Raw genomic sequence first — 13,526 nt, forward strand, 5'->3', positions numbered from 1 at the left:
CGATGTCAACGAACAGCGAACCCAAGCCGTTCATTCCGGTCAACATCGCGGTGTTGACCGTCTCGGACACGCGCTCTCTAAATGACGACAAGTCCGGCGCCACGCTGGCGGAGCGCATTGTTGCCGCGGGTCATCATCTCGCGGCCCGTGACATCGTCATCGATGATGTGGACGAGATCCGCGCAAAGCTGATGGCCTGGATCGCGGATGATGGCGTTGATGTCATCATCACCACGGGCGGCACCGGCTTCACCGGGCGCGATGTCACGCCCGAGGCGGCAGAGGCGCTGTTCGAGAAGCGCATGGATGGCTTCTCGATTGCCTTTCATATGATGAGCCACGCCAAGATCGGGATGTCGACGATCCAGAGCCGTGCAACAGCCGGCGTTGCGGGCGCGACGTTTATCTTCTGCCTGCCGGGATCGCCGGGAGCCTGCAAGGATGGCTGGGACGGTATTCTCGTCCATCAACTCGATTACCGGACGCGGCCGTGCAATTTCGTCGAGATCATGCCGCGGCTCGACGAGCATCTGCAGCGTGGCAAGGGTTAGGTCTTCTCCTCAAGCGACAGCTCCCACGTCTCGCCCACGAGATCCTGACCGAAGCTGTGATGTGGTTCGCTCCCGATGCGCACGAACCCCGCGTTCTCGTAAATTCCGCGCGCGGCAAGCAGCATGCTTTGGGTCCACAACGTGATCTTGCGATAGCCGCGCACCCGCGCAAACTTGATGCATTCTTCTACGAGACGTTTTCCCAGCCCGCGACCGCGGCCGAGTGGGTCGACCAATAGCAGACGCAGCTTGGCGACCTCGGCGGATTCTTTGACCAAAAACACCGAGCCGGCGCGGCGTCCGTCGAGTTCGGCAATCCAGCAGCACTCAAAAGCGGGATCAAAATTTTTCAGAAACTGCGCTGCGATGTCAGCAACTAACCCTTCAAAAGAAATGTCCCAGCCGTAGTCCTGCGCATACAGCAGCCCGTGCTGCTGGATGACCCATCCCATATCGCCCGGCCGGTGAGGCCGCAGAATAATTTCTGAGCGATCGGCTTCGCCATCAAGCAGACGTTCAATTGTTGCCATCGCGTTGATCAAATCTTGCTTGCTGCGGGTCGGAAGCGTCTGAAGCATTACGCCGACATCGTCGTGCGAACTTCGGTTGAGGCGGCCAAAGGCAAGCCGGCCTTTGGCTGTTAGATTCAATCGGAATTGACGCCGATCTTCAGGGACGGGCTTTCGAGTGACGAGACCCTTGTCCATGAACGACTGGATGATGCGGCTGAGATAGCCGCGGTCGAGGCCAAGTTCGGCCCCGATCTCCTTGGCGGTCGGATCATTGCGATGCGCGAGTTCGAACAGCACACGCGCTTCGGTCAGGGAATACGGACTTTGCAGAAGCTGCTGGTCGAGAATGCCGATCTTGCGGGTATAAAAACGGTTGAACCGCCGGACGGCATCGATTCCGTTGGGTTCTTCCGGCTCGTGAATCTTGGTCATCGAAAGCCTCGCTCGATGATCCAATTCTCGCGATGATTGTTGACGGAGTCAACGATCTATTTTGGCCGGTCAGGCTGCTACGAAAATCCTGGTTCGCAGCGTGGCTCGGCCCGCTCGGCCAAGCTTTGAAAGCAACTTGGCCTCGGCGCGGCGGGCGGGAGCGTAGCCACCGAGCCGTTCGTAGTGATCGCGGGAGATCAGCAGACCCTGATCGGCGGAAGGGCCTGAAATGAAACGTGCAAGGGATCTGACGCCGTCGCGGATGCCGGCATTGTCGTACGGCGAACGCGCGTAGCGAAACACGCCGGCACGCTGATGGCCACTGAGCGAGACTGCTTGCATGAATTGCGCAGCTTCATCGATCCAGCCGGAATCCAACACCGAACCGGCGTGAAGAAACATCAGCCAGGGCGAACGGGTCTGGTCCGCTCCGGCCGCGAGTGCCGCGGCCCGTGATCCGTCAAATTTCAGAAACTGGCAGCCGGCAACATCGGCAACACGCTCGATGACACTGGAGCCTGCGCGATCCACCAGCACGACGTCGCGGACCACGCCTGCGGCTGCACCCGGAACGAGAGCGGCAAGAGTCGCGACAACAGGTGGCTCGACGCCTTCAGTGGGGATGACAACGCTGATCATGACCAGATGCTTGCAAGTGCCTGTCAGTCGGAAGCTCTGGACGGCATCGTTATCATCTTGTCACACTGAGAACAGCCCTTCCTGTGCAGCTTTTTGCGGCATTTATTAACGGCGCTGAGCTGGGCCATCACGACCACTCCAGCGCGTATGCGCCGGCGTGGTCGAATTCTTCATGTATCAATCGATGCTGCCGCCGATATAGATGTCCACCCCAGGCCGGGTGTAGTAGCGCGGTCCCGGCTCATAATAGGTCGGTCCATAATCCGGGCCGGGTGCGTAGGCGTACGAATCCTCAAGGGCGCCATAACCCGCGAAATTCGGGTTTGCCTGACACATTCCGCCTGCACCCTGGGTAGAGCGGACGCAGCTTGCGTACGTCATATAACCGCAACTCCGCGCGCTTTGACCGTCGGGATAGGTCGCACAGAATGCGCCTGCGCTGGCCGGTGTCGAGCTGATCGCCATGGCTGCTGGCGCTGCAGCGAGGACGGTAGCGATCGCGAACAATGATTTCCGCATGAGAAACTCTCCTTTCCATTCCTTCTTGGAAAGGCAACGCCGCAGCAGTGGGAAAGCTCCACGAATTGTTGATGAAACGACAAGCATCAAAGACAACAGCCAGCAAGCGCTCCGACGACCGTTCGCCGGAGCGCTTGCTTGCCCCATCCTTCACGTATCAATCGATGTCGTCGTCCACGTAGGCGCCAGTTCCCGGCTGAGCGTAATTGCGCGGCAATGGCCGATAATACGTTCGTCCATAAGCCCGGCCGGGCGCATAAGCATACGGACCGTCGTAGCCGCCGTAAGCGCGGAAAAACCGGTTCACGACGCACAGCCCTCCGACACCACTCGCCGTGCGGAGACAGCTGGCATAAGTATCCGTGCAGGCCCGGTAGCCTCCACCGTCGCTATTGATGTTACAGAACGGCTCTGCGTTAGCCGGTATCGAACTAATCGCCGCGACCATCGGTCCCGCAACGATGAGGGGGGCGACCGATAAAAATAACTTGTTCATGAGAAATCTCCTTCGACCGGTCAACGAAGGAAACGCCGATGCGAGGGAAAGGCTCCAATACCATTCGGATGATGATCATTTGATACCTTGGTAGTTCTTGTTTTGTTCTCATTTCATGCTATGTTGAGCTCATGAATCGAGCATCCGCCCTCAAGCAAGTGCCGGCCTCAGCGCCTTCCGAAACGGTCGGCGTGCCTTCGCCATTTCCGGACATCGAAGTCGCTATCGATAAGCAGAGGCGGCGGGGTCGTGGTGCGCAGTCGAATACCAGCGGGCGTTATGAAGCAGAGGCGCGTGTCACGTTCGACGATGGCTGGCAAAGCCTTGAAGAGCTTCCGCCGTTTAAGACAACAGTGGCCACCGACACCGCGCGCAAGGTGATCACCCGGAACGATTCGCCGGACATTGGTTTCGATCGTTCCATCAATCCCTATCGTGGATGCGAGCACGGCTGCGTCTATTGTTTCGCGCGACCAACCCACGCTTACATGGGGCTATCTCCCGGTCTCGATTTTGAAAGCAAGCTGTTCGTCAAACCTGATGCGCCTGATCTTCTGGAGAAGGAGCTGTCGGCGACTGGATACGAACCGCGCATGATCGCGATCGGCACCAACACGGATCCCTATCAGCCGATCGAGCGCGAGCGCAAAATCATGCGTGGCATTCTCGAAGTGCTGGAGCGAACGGCGCATCCGGTCGGCATCGTCACCAAGTCTGCGCTGGTGGTGCGGGATATCGACATTCTCGCCAAAATGGCCCAGCGAAATCTCGTCAAGGTCGCGCTGTCGGTGACCACGCTCGATCCAAAACTCGCACGCACGATGGAGCCGCGGGCCTCAACACCGACGAAACGTCTGGAGGCGCTTCGCATGCTCGCCGATGCGGGGATTCCAACGACGGTGATGGTCGCGCCTGTGATTCCGGCGCTGAATGATTCCGAGATCGAACGGATTCTTGATGCCGCGGCTCATGCCGGTGTGAAGGAAGCCAGTTACGTCTTGCTGCGTTTGCCGCTTGAGGTGCGTGACCTGTTCCGCGAGTGGCTCATGGCGAATTATCCGGATCGTTACCGGCATGTTTTCACGCTGATCCGGGATATGCGCGACGGTCGCGATTACGACTCGCAATGGGGAACGCGGATGAAGGGCACCGGGCCGATGGCCTGGATGATCGGGAGGCGTTTCGAGATTGCATGTGAGAAACTCGGCCTCAACAAGCGACGCTCGAAATTAACCACCGCTCATTTCGTCCGGCCGAAGCGCGGCAGCGAGCAGCTGGACTTGTTTTAGTTTTCAACCGCTCGACCGAATAGCGGGTATGGATGAAAGTTCCAGCTTGCGGCGCGCGTCTCGTGCCCCCAGCATCCCCGCATGATTCGAGCAAAGTCATCTGCGGTTCCGCGTGCCAAGGCAAAAGAGCGCGCGATCATTGTCGCCCCGACCTTCAAGCGCGAACGCGCCCTGTTGAAGAGCGACGTGTGGCCGGTGGCTGGCTGCGACGAGGCCGGACGAGGTCCGCTGGCTGGACCGGTGGTTGCGGCTGCGGTGATTCTGGACCCGAAGCGTGTCCCCAAAGGGCTCGACGATTCCAAACGACTCACCCGCGAACGCCGTGAGGAGTTGTTCGAGGAGATCTGCGCCACGGCGCTTGTGTCGGTGGCGGTAGCGCCGCCGTCCCGGATCGACCGGGACAACATCTTGCGCGCCTCACTATGGGCGCTGGCACAGGCTGTGCGTGCGCTCCCCGAACTGCCGAAGCATGTTTTTGTCGATGGTCGCGACAAGATCGATGTCCCCTGCAATTGCGAGGCGGTGATTGGCGGCGACGGACTTGTCGCCTCGATCGCGGCAGCGTCCATTATCGCTAAGGTCTCGCGTGACCGGTTGATGTGCCGGCTGGCGCAGGAACATCCGGAATACGGTTTCGATTCCCACATGGGCTACGGTGTGCCCGCACATCTGGCGGCTCTCGACCGTCTTGGACCGACCATCCATCATCGCCGGTTTTTCGCGCCGGTCGTTGCCGCCCGTGAAAAGCACGAGGGCAGGGCCGTCTCGATCGATGCGTCGGTCAGGATTGCGATCAGCGAAACAACTGAAGAAGTCGCCGGTAGTTGAGCAGCTTGGTTGCCTGATCGGGCGCCGGGCTTTATCAGTGATGAAAATCATCGCAAGGCCGGTTCAGGCGTTTCATGCGTTTTACATCCCTGATCGTTGAATTGGTTCGTGCGCGGCCGCGGCTGATTTTCTGGATCGCGGTGCTGGCGCAAGCGGCGCTGTGGTTCATCGTACCCACCATTCTGTATGGAAGCCCGCCGGGCGACACGGCAACCGTCCTGGCCTTCGGCAGGGAATATCAGGTCGGCACCCAGCTTGGTCCGCCAGCTGCGTTCTGGCTGGCCGATATCGCCTTTCGCCTTTCCGGCAACCATATCTTCGGCGTTTATCTGCTCTCGCAGGTTTGTTTCATCGTCACCTTCTGGGCGCTGTTCCAGCTCGGCCGTGCCATTGTCGGGGGACAGCAGGCGGTCCTCGCAGTGCTGCTCACGGCCACGATCATCGCATTTTCGTATCCCGGCGTTGAGTTTGGCCCGCTGACCTTGGCAAGGCCGCTATGGGCGCTTGTGCTGCTCCATTCGTGGCAGGTCATCGGGCAGAGCCGGCGCAACGCATGGTTCGCTCTGTCCATCGAAGCCGGTATGTTGCTGCTGACGACGATGGCGGCGATTCCGTTGCTGATCATGCTGGCGATCTTTGCCCTGGCGACAAAGAAAGGCCGGCACGCACTGGCGTCGACGGATCCCGTGTTCGCCGTGATGGTTATCATGGTTATCGTGTTGCCTTACGCCGTGTGGCTGGAGCGTGGGGATGCGGTCACCCTTCCGCTGCTGCCGCAGATCTTGGATCTCTCGGATATTGAGGCGCGCCTGATCAACTGGGGGCAAATGCTGGCCGGATTGGCGTTTGCACTGTTTGGCGTCGCGCTGCTCTTGATCTTCAACTCACGCAGGTTGAACGGCAAACCGCAAGACGCGCCCGTCATCTATCGGCCCGGTGTCGCGCCATCGGGGCGATTGTTCGTTTATGTGTTCACCGTCGCCCCTGTGCTGGTGCTCAGCTTTGGCGCCGCATTGCTTGGAATGGACCAGATCATTGGCGGTGATGGCATCGCGCTACTGCTGGTGGGGCTGGCGGTCATCGTGACGGCGAGCGACCTTATCTATCTCAGGCGGCAGCATGTGCTGCGCTCCGTTTGGCTGGCGATCATGGCCGCACCGGTGGTCGTTGTCCTTGCGGTCGTCTTCATTCAGCCATGGACCAGCACGGGCGAAATCAAGACATCGCTGCCGGCGAGCGAGATCGGCAAGTTCTTTGGCGAGAACTTTGAGCGGCGCACCGGGCATAAGCTGGCTGCGGTTGCCGGTGATCCGCAGCTTGCAATGCTGATTGGCTTCGCGGCGCCGGGCCGGCCGCATGTGCTGCTCGATGCAACGCCGAAGCAGACACCGTGGATCACGTTTGCGTCGTTCAACCAGACTGGGGGCGTCGTGGTCTGGCGCGCCGCGGATACGGTCGGCACGCCGCCCGATGATCTCGTGAAACGGTTTCCCGGACTGGTGCCCGAAGTACCGCGTACATTCGAACGCATGGTGAATGGCCGCCAACCGCAGCTGCGGATAGGGTGGGCTATTGTCCGCCCACAAGCTGCGCCGGCATCGCGCTAATCCTTCAATCGGTCTTTGTTGCCGCGAGTGCTTTCTTCACGGCACGTAAATCCTGCCAGGTCAGCCGTTTGTAGATCGGCTGGCGCAGCAGATAGGCCGGATGGAATGTTGCCATCGCGCGAATTTTTCGCGTGCCGGTGTTGTACTCGATCCACTTGCCGCGCGATTTCACGATGCCGTCCTTCACCTCGAGCACGGCCTGCGATGATGGTTTGCCGAGGCATACCAGAACATCTGGATTGACGAGTTCGATCTGCCGCCGAATGAAGGGCAAGCAGATCTGGGTTTCCTGCGGCGAGGGATCGCGGTTACCTGGCGGCCGCCACGGAATGATGTTGGCGATATAGGCGCTGGTGCGGTCGAGACCAATCGACGCCATCATCAGATCGAGCAGCTTGCCGGAGCGCCCGACAAACGGCAGACCTTCGAGATCTTCGTCACGTCCGGGCGCTTCGCCGACGAACATGATTCTCGCTTGCGGATTTCCGTCGGCGAACACCAGCCGTGTCGCGGTCGATTTCAGCGCGCAGCCGTCGAACGCCTCCAGCAGCGTGCGAAGTTCCTGAAGCGAGGCGGCTGTCGGCGCGATATCGCGCGCGGAAGCGATCGCCGCATCAGGAGGAGGCGCAGGCTCGGCAAGAATCTTTTGCGGCGGTGGTGCTACGTTCGCAGTGCGGAATTGAACCGGCTTTGCGGCAGGCTGTTCCGCCGCTGCAATGTCCTCGGAGAGCCAATTCACAGGCTCATCGGATAGCGCGCAATCCACCCCTGCTTCCAGATAGAAAGCAAGAAGTTCGCGGGCAGTAGGGGCGCGTTCGGGTGTCATGGCCATTTCAATGTAGGATGGATTGCGCTGCAGCGAAACGGGGTTGTTCTTGCGCCGAAAATCGGGAAGAACGATGGTTAGAAGTATTCTGAAACGACAATTTTGAGATCAGAGCATGAGCACCGAGCCGCTTCCTCCGCGCGATTCCATGGAGTTCGACGTCGTGATCGTCGGCGCCGGGCCTTCCGGCCTCAGCGCAGCGATCCGGCTGAAGCAAATCAATCCCGACCTCTCGGTCGTCGTGGTCGAGAAGGGATCGGAGGTCGGCGCTCATATTTTGTCCGGTGCGGTGATCGATCCGGTCTCGCTCGACAAGCTGATCCCCGATTGGCGTGAGGACGCCGATTGTCCGTTGAAGACGCAAGTCAAGGACGATCACTTCTACTGGATGACCGGCAGTGGCGCGATCAAGCTGCCGAACTTCATGATGCCGCCGCTGATGAACAACCATCATTGCTACATCGGCTCGCTCGGAGACGTGTGCCGCTGGCTTGGCCCACGCGCCGAAGCGCTTGGCGTGGAAATCTATCCGGGCTTCGCCGCGGTCGAAGTGCTCTACGGCGAGAACGGCGAGGTGCGCGGTATCGCTACTGGCGATATGGGCGTGGCGCGCGATGGTTCGCACAAGGCTTCTTACACCCGCGGCATGGAGCTGCTCGGCAAGTACACGCTGTTTGCTGAAGGCGCCCGCGGCAGCCTGACCAAGCAACTGATCGCGAAGTTCGGGCTCGACAAGAATGCCGAGCCGCCGAAGTTCGGCATTGGGCTCAAGGAAGTCTGGCAGATCGATCCGGCGAAGCACAAGAAGGGGCTGATCCAGCACTCGTTCGGCTGGCCGCTCGGCAATTCCACCGGCGGCGGATCGTTCCTTTATCATTACAATGAGAATCTGGTGGCGGTCGGGTTTGTGGTCCATCTGAACTACAACGATCCGTATCTGTCGCCTTTCGAAGAATTCCAGCGCTTCAAGACCCATCCGTCGGTACGTGACGTGTTTGAGGGGGGCAAGCGCATTGCCTATGGCGCGCGTGCGATCACTGAAGGCGGCTATCAGTCCGTCCCACGCTTGTCGTTCGCGGGCGGCGCGCTGGTCGGCTGTGCGGCGGGCTTCGTCAACGTTCCCCGCATCAAGGGTGTCCACAATGCAATGGGCACCGGCATGCTGGCGGCGGAGCACGTCGCGGCCGCGCTGGCGGCAGGCCGCGCCAACGACGAACTGGCCGAGTACGAAAACGCCTGGCGTGGATCGGCGGTTGGCCAGGACCTGTTCAAGGTCCGCAACGTCAAGCCGCTGTGGTCGAAGTTCGGGACTGTAATCGGCGTGGCGCTGGGCGGCCTCGACATGTGGACCAACACGCTGTTCGGCTTTTCGCTGTTCGGAACACAGTCCCACGCGAAACCGGACCGCAAGACGCTGGATCCCGCCAAGGCCCATGCCCCAATTGCCGCGCCGAAGCCGGACGGCAAACTGACCTTCGACAAACTATCGTCGGTATTTTTGTCTAATACGAACCACGAGGAGGATCAGCCGATCCACCTCAAGGTTGCCGACATGAACCTGCAAAAGACCTCCGAACACGATGTCTATGCCGGTCCGTCGAACCGATACTGCCCGGCGGGCGTTTATGAATGGGTGGACGAGACGTCGGGTCCGCGCTTCCAGATCAACGCGCAGAACTGCGTCCACTGCAAAACCTGCGACGTTAAGGACCCTAATGGTAACATTACATGGGTTCCTCCCGAAGGCGGGGGCGGGCCCAACTACCAGTCGATGTGAGCACGATTACGCGAGGATGGCGAGTTGCCACGATTGCGCCATAGTGACTAGGCTCCTCGCCTCATTCCCTCGAATCCTTGCGGATGAGGGCCAAACAAGCCATTGTTATGTGCTGCTGGCGTGACCGGTCGCACTTTACCTAATCATGGAGCCGGCGAGCGTGATGCTTTCACTTCGTTTCAATCGCGTGGCCGCAGCCACCCTCGCACTGGCAGCCGTCGTGACGGCGGCATCTCCGTCGTACGCGCAGGCGCGCAGCAATGAGACCAGCGAGGATGCCAAGCAGTCGAATTTCCCGACGCCGCGTGATCTGGCCGGTCTGACCGTCTCCGGCAGCTACCTCGCCGCCCGCCACGCCAGTGTCGACCGCGACGCCGGCGCGGCATCGGCCTTCTATCGGGCCGCATTGCGCTCCGATCCGAAGAATTCCGAGCTTCTCGACCGTGCGTTTATCTCGTCCCTGGCCGATGGCGACATGGACGAGGCGGTGAGACTCGCTGAAAAAATTCTCACCGTCGATAAGAACAACCGCGTGGCGCGGCTGGTGATCGGTGTGCGCGCGCTGAAGCAGAAGCAATATTCTGCCGCCCAGCAGAATATCAATCAGTCGGTTCGCGGGCCGATTACCGATCTCGTTGCGACCCTGCTGTCCGGCTGGGCGAGCTATGGCGCCGGAAACACCCAGGCGGCCATTTCAAGCATCGATAAGCTGGCGGGTCCCGAATGGTATCCGATCTTCAAGGACCTGCATGCCGGCATGATCCTGGAGCTTGCTAACAAGCAGAAGGAAGCGGGCGTACGGTTTGATCGGGCCTATAAGCTCGATGATTCCGCCCTGCGTGTTGCCGATGCCTATGCGCGCTGGCTATCACGCAACAAGGATGCTCCGGCTGCGACGGCTATTTATGAGGCGTTCGACAAGAAGCTGGCACGTCACCCGCTGGTCGTTGAAGGCATCCGGGAGACGAAGGCCGGCAAGAAGCTGGCGCCGCTGGTCGACTCCCCACAGCAGGGCGCTGCTGAGGCGCTCTATGGCATTGGTGCGTCGTTGACCCGCCGCGGCGGCGAAGATCTGGCGTTGGTCTATCTCCAGCTCGCGCTTTACCTGAACCCGAACCACTCCCTCGCGCTGCTCTCGCTTGCCGATCTCTATGAGTCGGTGAAGAAGCCGCAGATGGCGATCAAGGTGTATGAGCGGGTCGCTGCGAATTCTCCACTGAAGCGTAACGCCCAGATTCAGCTCGCGACCGACCTCGATGCGGTCGATCGGACCGATGAAGGCATCAAGATCCTGAAGACCGTTGTTGCCGAAGATCCGAAGGATCTCGAGGCGATCATGGCGCTCGGAAACATCGAGCGCTCGCGCAAGAAATTCGAGGATTGCAGCACGACTTACGGCAAAGGGATCGATATCTCGGCCGAGAACGGCGATAAGCCGAACTGGGTTTTCTATTATTTCCGCGGCATCTGCAGCGAACGGTCGAAGCAGTGGCCCCAGGCGGAAGCCGACCTGAAGAAGGCTCTCGAGCTGCAGCCTGAGCAACCGCATGTGCTCAACTACCTCGGCTATTCGTGGATCGACCAAGGCATCAACCTTGATGAGGCCATGAAGATGATCCGCCGTGCGGTCGAGCAGCGCCCGGACGATGGTTACATCGTCGACTCGCTCGGCTGGGCCTATTACCGCATCGCTGACTATGACAACGCGGTGAAAAACCTTGAGCGCGCGATCGACCTGAAGCCGGAAGATCCGACCATCAACGATCACCTGGGCGATGCTTATTGGCGCGTCGGACGGACCCTCGAAGCGAAATTCCAGTGGCAGCATGCAAAGGATTTGAAGCCGGATCCTGAAGAGGTGCCCAAGATCGACGCCAAGCTGAAGGACGGCTTGCCGGACGATACGTCCAATGCCGCGGCTGCCGAAAAGAAGAAGGACGATGGCAAGGGCGGCTGATTTCTCGGCCATCTTCCAGGGCTGCCGGGCTTGACCCGGCGCTCCATTCCTCGATAAACGGCGCGTTTTCCGGTGAATGTGCGGGTTAAGGCCCGCGCATTCACGTGCCATTGACCGGAGCGGCTGACCTGAAATGACCCTCTTGACCGATACCGCACGCGCCAAGGTCAACCTGACGTTGCGCGTTCTCGGCCGCCGCGTGGATGGCTATCACGATCTCGAAAGCCTCGTTGCCTTCGCCGACTGCGCAGATACCCTGACCCTGGAGCCCGGCTCTGAGCTCAGCCTGACGACGAAGGGGCCGGGCGCGCAGGACTGCGGCGACATGTCGGACAATCTGGTGGTGCGCGCGGCGCGTGGGCTTGCCGGTCGCGTTCCAGGTCTCATGCTCGGTCATTTCATATTGGATAAGCGGCTGCCGGTCGCGGCGGGAATTGGTGGCGGCTCAGCGGATGCCGCGGCCGCGCTTCGGCTATTGGCGCGGGCCAACGGCATCGAAAGCGATGATCCGCGTGTGGTTGAGGTCGCGCGCGAAACGGGGGCCGATATTCCCGTCTGCCTCGCTTCTCACGCCTGCACCATGACCGGGGTCGGCGAAAACCTGTCGATGCTCACGCTGCCCCAGCTGCCCTGCGTGATGGTCAATCCGCGCGTTGGTGTCGCCACCAAGGACGTGTTCACGGCGCTTGGGCTGAGCAAGGGTGAATTCCTCGCCGGTGTTGGCGACGTCATGCTGTCGCCGGGCTGGCCCGAGGATGCTTCGTTTGAAGTATGGGTCGATGCCATCGATGCCGGCACCAACGACCTTGAGCCGCCTGCGCTGAAAGTCGAGCCAGTGATCGGCGACGTTCTGTCGGCGCTACGCGCGACCGATGGCGTGCGCCTCGCACGCATGTCGGGCTCCGGCGCGACGTGTTTTGCGATTTTTGGAAGTGGCGCGGAAGCGCGCGCCGCTGCGAAGGAAATCGCCGAAGGGTATCCCGACTGGTGGGTTCACGCCGGCGAATTGAGCTAGCACGCTCTCAGTGCGAGCGCGCGAGACAGAACGCGACAACCTGCTCCAGCGCTGTCTTCATCGGCGATGACGGGAAAAGCGCCAGCGCATCGACAGCCATCGCGCCGTAGTGCTGCGCACGGCTCATGGTGTCTTCCAGTGCACGATGCTTGGTCATCAGACCGATAGCGTGGTCGAGATCGTCGTCATTGATTTCGCCACGCTCCAGCGTGCGAATCCAGAATTCGCGCTCCACGTCACTGCCGCGGCGGAAGGCGAGCACCACGGGCAGCGTGATCTTTCCCTCGCGGAAATCGTCGCCGACATTCTTGCCAAGTTTCGCGGCCTTGCCGCCGTAGTCGAGCACGTCGTCCACGAGCTGGAATGCGATGCCGAGATTCATGCCGACCGACCGGCACGCAGTCTGTTCGGCCTTCGGGCGATTGGCGATGACCGGACCGACTTCGCAGGCGGCTGCAAAGAGTTCAGCGGTCTTGCCGCGGATCACAGCGAGATATTCGTCCTCAGTCGTGGCGGTGTTTTTCGCTGCCGCCAGCTGCATCACTTCACCTTCGGCAATGGTTGCCGCCGCGGACGACAGAATATCGAGCGCGCGAAGCGAGCCGACCTCGACCATCATGCGGAACGCCTGGCCGAGCAGGAAGTCGCCGACCAGCACGCTGGCCTCATTCCCCCACAGCATGCGTGCCGAAAGCTTGCCCCGGCGCAGCTCGCTTTCGTCAACGACGTCGTCGTGAAGCAATGTCGCGGTGTGCATGAATTCCACCGCCGCCGCGAGCTTGATGTGACCTTCGCCGCTGTAGCCGGTCAGGTTGGCCATCGCGAGCGTCAGCATTGGGCGCAGGCGCTTGCCGCCCGATGAGATCAGGTGGTTCGCGACCTCCGGGATCATCGTGACTTCCGAGCCGGTCCGCGACAGGATGGTGGCGTTGACGCGCTCCATGTCGGAAGCGACAAGCGCAACCAATTGATCTATCGATGGTGTCGAGTGGCTCTCGAAGGGTACTATTACGGCCACGCCCGGTCTCCGGATGAAATTTGAGGCCACCATAGAAACTGCCGCGCGGCGCGGCAAGAG

The 13,526-nt window shown here is 60.6% G+C and carries 13 protein-coding genes; 7 read left to right on the plus strand and 6 right to left on the minus strand.

Annotation, left to right across the window (positions count from 1 at the left end):
* Positions 1–2 precede the first annotated feature (2 nt).
* Positions 3–551 carry a molybdenum cofactor biosynthesis protein B gene (gene moaB / locus ACZ5C3_RS05275; protein WP_464035812.1) on the plus strand — a complete coding sequence of 183 codons (549 nt, stop codon included), beginning with the start codon at positions 3–5 and terminating at the stop codon, positions 549–551.
* Here the strand turns inward: moaB and ACZ5C3_RS05280 are convergent.
* The 4 genes from ACZ5C3_RS05280 to ACZ5C3_RS05295 form a co-directional block, all read right to left on the minus strand.
* A complete protein-coding gene (locus ACZ5C3_RS05280) occupies positions 548–1,495 on the minus strand; it encodes a bifunctional helix-turn-helix transcriptional regulator/GNAT family N-acetyltransferase (RefSeq protein WP_464035814.1) in 948 nt (315 codons plus the stop codon). The two genes, moaB and ACZ5C3_RS05280, sit on opposite strands and share 4 nt — an antisense overlap.
* Before the next feature lie 69 nt (positions 1,496–1,564).
* The gene (locus ACZ5C3_RS05285; protein WP_464035815.1) at positions 1,565–2,134 is read right to left on the minus strand and encodes a glycosyl transferase; all 570 of its coding nucleotides are present in this window, start codon (positions 2,132–2,134) and stop codon (positions 1,565–1,567) included.
* A 177-nt stretch (positions 2,135–2,311) separates the two neighbouring features.
* Entirely contained in the window at positions 2,312–2,653 is a 342-nt protein-coding gene (locus ACZ5C3_RS05290) for a DUF3551 domain-containing protein (RefSeq protein ID WP_464035817.1), read from the minus strand.
* 157 nt (positions 2,654–2,810) lie between these two features.
* Positions 2,811–3,149 (minus strand): DUF3551 domain-containing protein, encoded by a 339-nt coding sequence (locus ACZ5C3_RS05295; protein WP_464044578.1) that lies wholly within the window; start codon positions 3,147–3,149, stop codon positions 2,811–2,813.
* Positions 3,150–3,280: 131 nt separating this feature from the next.
* On the opposite strand from ACZ5C3_RS05295, the gene ACZ5C3_RS05300 reads away from it, so the two are divergent.
* The 3 genes from ACZ5C3_RS05300 to ACZ5C3_RS05310 all read left to right on the plus strand — a co-directional run bounded on the left by ACZ5C3_RS05300 (position 3,281) and on the right by ACZ5C3_RS05310 (position 6,873).
* On the plus strand, positions 3,281–4,438 hold the full coding sequence (locus ACZ5C3_RS05300; RefSeq protein ID WP_464035821.1) for a PA0069 family radical SAM protein: 1,158 nt from the start codon (positions 3,281–3,283) through the stop codon (positions 4,436–4,438).
* Between the two features lie 81 nt (positions 4,439–4,519).
* Complete coding sequence (locus tag ACZ5C3_RS05305; RefSeq protein ID WP_464035823.1) at positions 4,520–5,266, plus strand: ribonuclease HII; 747 nt, start codon at positions 4,520–4,522, stop codon at positions 5,264–5,266.
* A 74-nt stretch (positions 5,267–5,340) separates the two neighbouring features.
* Positions 5,341–6,873, plus strand: a complete 1,533-nt coding sequence (locus ACZ5C3_RS05310) for a glycosyltransferase family 39 protein (protein WP_464035825.1) — start codon at positions 5,341–5,343, stop codon at positions 6,871–6,873.
* A 4-nt stretch (positions 6,874–6,877) separates the two neighbouring features.
* On the opposite strand, the gene ACZ5C3_RS05315 is transcribed toward ACZ5C3_RS05310, so the two are convergent.
* Complete coding sequence (locus tag ACZ5C3_RS05315; protein ID WP_464035827.1) at positions 6,878–7,699, minus strand: uracil-DNA glycosylase; 822 nt, start codon at positions 7,697–7,699, stop codon at positions 6,878–6,880.
* Positions 7,700–7,814: 115 nt separating this feature from the next.
* On the opposite strand from ACZ5C3_RS05315, the gene ACZ5C3_RS05320 reads away from it, so the two are divergent.
* The 3 genes from ACZ5C3_RS05320 to ACZ5C3_RS05330 all read left to right on the plus strand — a co-directional run bounded on the left by ACZ5C3_RS05320 (position 7,815) and on the right by ACZ5C3_RS05330 (position 12,448).
* Positions 7,815–9,476, plus strand: coding sequence for an electron transfer flavoprotein-ubiquinone oxidoreductase (locus ACZ5C3_RS05320; protein ID WP_464044579.1), 1,662 nt, complete (start codon positions 7,815–7,817; stop codon positions 9,474–9,476).
* Positions 9,477–9,639: 163 nt separating this feature from the next.
* Positions 9,640–11,433 (plus strand): tetratricopeptide repeat protein, encoded by a 1,794-nt coding sequence (locus tag ACZ5C3_RS05325; protein ID WP_464044580.1) that lies wholly within the window; start codon positions 9,640–9,642, stop codon positions 11,431–11,433.
* Between the two features lie 133 nt (positions 11,434–11,566).
* Positions 11,567–12,448, plus strand: a complete 882-nt coding sequence (locus ACZ5C3_RS05330) for a 4-(cytidine 5'-diphospho)-2-C-methyl-D-erythritol kinase (RefSeq protein WP_464035829.1) — start codon at positions 11,567–11,569, stop codon at positions 12,446–12,448.
* Positions 12,449–12,455: 7 nt separating this feature from the next.
* On the opposite strand, the gene ACZ5C3_RS05335 is transcribed toward ACZ5C3_RS05330, so the two are convergent.
* Entirely contained in the window at positions 12,456–13,466 is a 1,011-nt protein-coding gene (locus tag ACZ5C3_RS05335) for a polyprenyl synthetase family protein (RefSeq protein ID WP_424629563.1), read from the minus strand.
* Positions 13,467–13,526 lie beyond the last annotated feature (60 nt).

This window comes from Afipia dichlorophenoxyacetatis (assembly GCF_055386385.1).

Coding starts and splice junctions, on each gene's coding strand:
- moaB (WP_464035812.1), top strand. CDS start 3: ATGTCAACGAACAGCGAACCCAAGCCGTTCATTCCGGTCAACATCGCG.
- ACZ5C3_RS05280 (WP_464035814.1), bottom strand. CDS start 1,495: ATGACCAAGATTCACGAGCCGGAAGAACCCAACGGAATCGATGCCGTC.
- ACZ5C3_RS05285 (WP_464035815.1), bottom strand. CDS start 2,134: ATGATCAGCGTTGTCATCCCCACTGAAGGCGTCGAGCCACCTGTTGTC.
- ACZ5C3_RS05290 (WP_464035817.1), bottom strand. CDS start 2,653: ATGCGGAAATCATTGTTCGCGATCGCTACCGTCCTCGCTGCAGCGCCA.
- ACZ5C3_RS05295 (WP_464044578.1), bottom strand. CDS start 3,149: ATGAACAAGTTATTTTTATCGGTCGCCCCCCTCATCGTTGCGGGACCG.
- ACZ5C3_RS05300 (WP_464035821.1), top strand. CDS start 3,281: ATGAATCGAGCATCCGCCCTCAAGCAAGTGCCGGCCTCAGCGCCTTCC.
- ACZ5C3_RS05305 (WP_464035823.1), top strand. CDS start 4,520: ATGATTCGAGCAAAGTCATCTGCGGTTCCGCGTGCCAAGGCAAAAGAG.
- ACZ5C3_RS05310 (WP_464035825.1), top strand. CDS start 5,341: ATGCGTTTTACATCCCTGATCGTTGAATTGGTTCGTGCGCGGCCGCGG.
- ACZ5C3_RS05315 (WP_464035827.1), bottom strand. CDS start 7,699: ATGACACCCGAACGCGCCCCTACTGCCCGCGAACTTCTTGCTTTCTAT.
- ACZ5C3_RS05320 (WP_464044579.1), top strand. CDS start 7,815: ATGAGCACCGAGCCGCTTCCTCCGCGCGATTCCATGGAGTTCGACGTC.
- ACZ5C3_RS05325 (WP_464044580.1), top strand. CDS start 9,640: ATGCTTTCACTTCGTTTCAATCGCGTGGCCGCAGCCACCCTCGCACTG.
- ACZ5C3_RS05330 (WP_464035829.1), top strand. CDS start 11,567: ATGACCCTCTTGACCGATACCGCACGCGCCAAGGTCAACCTGACGTTG.